Annotated in this window: 4 protein-coding genes and 2 pseudogenes (1 of these 6 only partly in view); 4 read left to right on the top strand and 2 right to left on the bottom strand. The window is 69.8% G+C overall.

Annotated elements, in window-relative coordinates; genetic code table 11:
- Positions 1-371: pseudogene (locus ACFW2E_RS01350) on the bottom strand (GNAT family N-acetyltransferase); it reaches 324 nt to the left of the window's first position.
- A gap of 279 nt (positions 372-650) precedes the next feature.
- Entirely contained in the window at positions 651-1,751 is a 1,101-nt protein-coding gene (locus tag ACFW2E_RS01345; protein WP_384459527.1) for a pyridoxal-phosphate-dependent aminotransferase family protein, read from the bottom strand.
- Between the two features lie 204 nt (positions 1,752-1,955).
- On the opposite strand from ACFW2E_RS01345, the gene ACFW2E_RS01340 reads away from it, so the two are divergent.
- The 4 genes and pseudogenes from ACFW2E_RS01340 to ACFW2E_RS01325 all read left to right on the top strand — a co-directional run.
- Positions 1,956-2,804 carry a transporter substrate-binding domain-containing protein gene (locus ACFW2E_RS01340; protein WP_384459524.1) on the top strand — a complete coding sequence of 283 codons (849 nt, stop codon included), beginning with the start codon at positions 1,956-1,958 and terminating at the stop codon, positions 2,802-2,804.
- A 3-nt stretch (positions 2,805-2,807) separates the two neighbouring features.
- Entirely contained in the window at positions 2,808-3,641 is an 834-nt protein-coding gene (locus ACFW2E_RS01335) for an amino acid ABC transporter permease (RefSeq protein WP_384459521.1), read from the top strand.
- Positions 3,638-4,456: an amino acid ABC transporter ATP-binding protein gene (locus ACFW2E_RS01330; protein ID WP_384459518.1), complete on the top strand. Its 819-nt coding sequence runs from the start codon at positions 3,638-3,640 to the stop codon at positions 4,454-4,456. Before ACFW2E_RS01335 ends, ACFW2E_RS01330 begins: the two co-directional genes overlap by 4 nt.
- Before the next feature lie 22 nt (positions 4,457-4,478).
- Positions 4,479-4,632, top strand: a pseudogene (locus ACFW2E_RS01325) (amidohydrolase); the annotation flags it as partial.

The raw sequence follows: 4,632 nt of genomic DNA, 5'->3' as shown, positions 1-4,632 counted from the left end.
CCCCCGTGCGGCTGCTGGGCTCGGTCGACGCGATACGTGGGGGGCCCCGCCCGCCCGAGAGACCGCAAAATTGGGCCCCCCCCCCGCCCCGCGGCCCCCCCGCCCCCCGGTTCCGCCGCGACCCCCGCCACCTGCCAGACGAGCAGGGTGCGGGGGAGCTCCGGCCGTACGTAACCGGTCACGAACCCGACGGGCTCCCCGCCCGCCCCGCGCGCCACCGCCGATGTGCCGGCGAAGTCGCGGCACCACAGCAGATAGCTGTACGAGGAGTTCAGATCGAGGGTTCCGGAATCCTTGGCGAGGCGCCAGAGGGCGGCCCCGTCCGTCACCTCCGGGCGGTCGATCAGCAGGTCTGCTTGTGCGGCAGTCATGCGGCTTGAATTTAGCGAGGCAAATTCAAAAATGCACGGACGGCTGCGGGATCCGGCCTGCGATGAGTGGAAGAATGTGACGATTTATACCGCGCAAAAGCGGACAAATAGCAGCGCCGTGTGGAGTGTGTCACAGGGTTGAAACCCGGACGAAATTACCCTTGTTTAGCTCCGCAAAAATCGGGCAGAAGAACTCGGGAAAGCTCTCATCGAAAAGGAATTCCAGAATTGCCTTGAATTGAATTGCCGGTAACTCCGTCGATGCGCTCCCGCCGACGGCTACCGCCAGGCGGACTCCACGGCCTGCCGGGCCGCCTCGACGTCCACGTCCAGCCCCTTGCCGGCGAGCGCCGTGCCCAGCGCGGCCAGGGAACTTCGCACCGCGGTCCGCGTGGCGTCCGCCCCGTAGTGGTTGACCCGGATCATCTCCTTGGCCAGCGCTCCGCCGCCCGCGGCCAGCGGCACTCCGGGGTCGCTCTCCAGCGCCCGGGCCACCAGCTCGGACGCCGCCACGCCCGCCGGCACCCGAAGCGTCGTGGCGACCGGCGCGGCCTCCCCGGCCTCGTACACATACGGCTCCAGGCCGCCGCCCAGGGCCGCCGCCCCCGCCCGCGTGGCCAGCGCGGCGCTGCGGTGCCGGGCCATGACGGTGTCGAGGCCCACCGCCTCGATCCGCTCGACGCAGGCCTCCAGTGCCAGCATCTCCAGCTGGGCCGGAGCGTGCGGCAGCGCCTTCCGGCCGCCGTCGAGCCACCGCTCCTTCCAGTCCAGGAGGGAGAGGTAGGAGCGGCGCGGGGCGTTCGGGTTGGCCGCCATCCGCGCCCACGCCCGCTCGCTCACCGAGACCGCCGACACGCCCGCCGGTCCGCCCATCCCCTTCTGCGCGCCGATCACGCACAGGTCCACGCCCCACGCGTCCGGCAGCACCGGCTCGGCGCCGACGGAGGCGACCGCGTCGAGGTAGAACAACGCGCCCTGCTCCCGTACCGCCTCGCCGATCTCCGCGACCGGGTTGGTGTTGCCGGTCGCCGCCTCCGCGTGGACCAGGGACACGAAGTCGATCTCCGGGTGCTCGGCGAGGGCCCCGCGGACCTGCGCGGCCGTGACCGCCGTGTGGAAGGGGACCGCCAGGTCGATCACCGTGGCGCCGCAGTCCCGCAGCCAGTTCCCGAAGGTCTGGCCGTACGGGCCGGTGATCACGTTCAGCGCGGTGGTGCCGGGTGCCGCGGTCGCGCGGATCGCGCCCTCCAGGGGCAGCAGCGCCTCGCCCTGCATGATCACGACGTCCTGCCGGGTGTCGAGCAGCCGGGCCACCCGGTCCTCGATCGCGGCGAAGTGCACGGCGCTCAGCGGGGGCAGATCGAGGAAGGCGTGGGTCACGGTGGGTGCTCTCTTGGCTCGCGGGGGTGGACGCAGACGAGGGTAACCGCCGGGGTCGATCACCCCGATCACTCCTGGGACCGGCGACTTCCCAGGCCGGACGGCTCCGTGGCCATGGGATTGGTTTGAGATGCCCAAACATCTCCTTATAATCGGAACCTCCACAAGCGGAACTCGAAGCTCCACCACAGGAGGTCCCCCCTCGTGAAAACGCTCCTCGGGCGCCGGGCCCGCGTCCTGGCGGCAACCACCGCGACGGCCGGGCTCGTGCTCGTGGCCGGCTGCTCGTCGAGCGACAGCGGCTCCGGCGCCAGGAAGACCGCCGCCGGCGGTGTCGAACTGGTCAGGGCCGGCCGGCTCACCACCTGTACCCATCTGCCGTACCCGCCGTTCCAGTCGGAGATCGACGGCAAGGTGCAGGGCTTCGACGTGTCGCTGATCGACCTCGTCGCCAAGGACCTCGGGGTGAGGCAGGACATCGTCGACACGCCGTTCGAGAACTTCAAGACGGGCGCGTTCCTCAACTCCGGCCAGTGCGACCTGGCCGCCGCAGGTATGACCATCACCGCCGAACGCAAGAAGAACGTCGACTTCTCGGACCCGTACTTCGACGCCACCCAGGCCGTCCTGGTCGACAGGAAGAGCGGCATCACCTCGCTCGCCGACGTCAAGGCCAAGGGCAAGAAGCTCGGCGCCCAGGCGCAGACCACCGGTGAGGACTACGCCAGGAGCAAGGGCTACGACCCGGTCTCCTTCGAGTCCTCCGACGGCGTCCTCAACGGGCTGCGCACCGGCCAGGTCCAGGCCGTCGTCATCGACTACCCGGTGGTCCAGGGCTGGCTGAAGGACAAGGCCAACTCCGACGCCTTCAAGCTGGTCGACAACCTCACCACCGGCGAGCAGTACGGCTTCACGGTGAAGAAGGGCAACACCAGACTCCTCGCCGCCATCAACAAGGCGATCGCGCACGCGAAGGCCGACGGCACGTACGCGAAGCTCTACGAGAAGTGGATCGGCCCGTACCCCGCCTCCGCCTCCGCCACCGTCTCCTGACCCATGACCGGAACCGACGTACCACCGCGGCCGAGGAAGAAGGGCCTGACCCGGCGCCAGAAGCGCCGTCTGTCCCGTGGCGTGCAGTACGCCGTCTTCGCCGGCGCCGTGATCGCCGTCGCGGTCACGGCGGACTGGGGGCGGCTGCAGAACCAGTTCGCGCAGCCGGACATCGCCCGGCAGATGTTCCCCGACGTCATCACGCTGGCGCTGAAGAACACCGTGCTCTACACGGTGTCCGGCTTCGTCCTGGGTCTGGCCCTCGGGCTGGTCGTCGCGCTGATGCGGCTGTCCTCCGTGGGCCCGTACCGCTGGGTCGCGAGCGTCTACATCGAGATCTTCCGCGGTCTGCCCGCGCTGCTGATCTTCGTCTTCATCGCGGTGGCCGTGCCGCTGGCCTTCCCGGGCACGGAGATCCCCGGCGGCACCTACGGCAAGGCCGCCCTCGGGCTCGGTCTGATCGGAGCCGCCTACATGGCGGAGACGTTCCGCGCGGGCATCCAGGCGGTGCCCAGGGGACAGCTGGAGGCGGCCCGTTCGCTCGGGTTCTCGCCCGCCCGCGCCATGGTCTCGATCATCATCCCGCAGGCGTTCCGGATCATCCTCCCGCCGCTCACCAACGAGCTCGTCATGCTCTTCAAGGACTCCTCCCTGGTCCTGCTGCTCGGTGTGACCCTGGAGGAGCGCGAACTGTCCAAGTTCGGCCGTGATCTGGCCAGCACGACCGCCAACTCCACGCCGATCCTGGTCGCGGGCCTGTGCTACCTGCTGGTCACGATCCCGCTCGGCTTCGTCGTGCGCCACATGGAGAACAAGGCCCAGGAGGCGGTCAAGTGAGCAGCCCCCGCACCCACGGCACCTCCGGCACCGCCGAGATCCAGGTCCGCGGCCTGCACAAGTCCTTCGGCGACAACGAGGTGCTCAAGGGCATCGACCTCGACATCGCCCAGGGCGAGGTCGTCTGCGTGATCGGCCCGTCCGGCTCCGGCAAGTCGACCCTGCTGCGCTGCGTCAACCTCCTGGAGGAGCCCACCGGGGGCCAGGTCTTCGTCGGCGGTACCGAGGTCACCGACCCCGACGTCGACATCGATGCCGTACGCCGCCGTATCGGCATGGTGTTCCAGCAGTTCAACCTGTTCCCGCACCTGTCGGTCACCGAGAACCTCACCCTGCCGCAGCGCCGGGTGCTCGGGCGGGACAAGGCGACGGCCGCGCGGATCGCCGCCGAGAACCTGGAGCGGGTCGGCCTGTCCGAGAAGGCGGACGCCTATCCGTCCTCCCTCTCCGGCGGTCAGCAGCAGCGCGTCGCCATCGCCCGCTCGCTGGCGATGGGACCCGAGGTCATGCTGTTCGACGAGCCGACCTCGGCGCTCGACCCGGAGCTGGTGGGGGACGTACTCGCCGTCATGCGCATGCTCGCCGACGAGGGCATGACCATGATGGTCGTCACCCACGAGATGACCTTCGCCCGCGAGGTCGCCGACCGGGTCGTCTTCATGGACGGCGGCGTGATCGTGGAGGACGGCACCCCCGAGCGGGTCATCGGCAACCCCCTCCACGAGCGCACCCGGCACTTCCTCTCCCGCCTCCTCGACCCCGCGATGGCGGACGTGGAGGAGGAGACCTCGGACCAGGTGGGCAAGGACGGCTGACCCGTTCACTAAGGTGCGGTACATGAGCGATCAGGCGGTGCTGCACGTGAAGGGGCGGATCCTCGTCGGCCCGGACGAGGTCCGCGACGAGCTGTGGGTCGTCGGCGGACGGATATCCAACCTCCGTCCCGCGGGCGCCCACGCGAGAAGGTCCCGGCTGTGGTGGGGGCAGCCCC

It is taken from the genome of Streptomyces sp. NPDC058964 (genome assembly GCF_042741275.1).
Classification (GTDB): domain Bacteria; phylum Actinomycetota; class Actinomycetes; order Streptomycetales; family Streptomycetaceae; genus Streptomyces.
The sequence above is the reverse complement of the archived record's forward strand: the minus strand, read 5'-3'. Positions and strand labels throughout refer to the sequence as shown.

Bases quoted from the DNA above. Each gene is read 5' to 3' on its own strand.
- ACFW2E_RS01335 (WP_384459521.1), top strand. From the start codon at position 2,808: ATGACCGGAACCGACGTACCACCGCGGCCGAGGAAGAAGGGCCTGACC.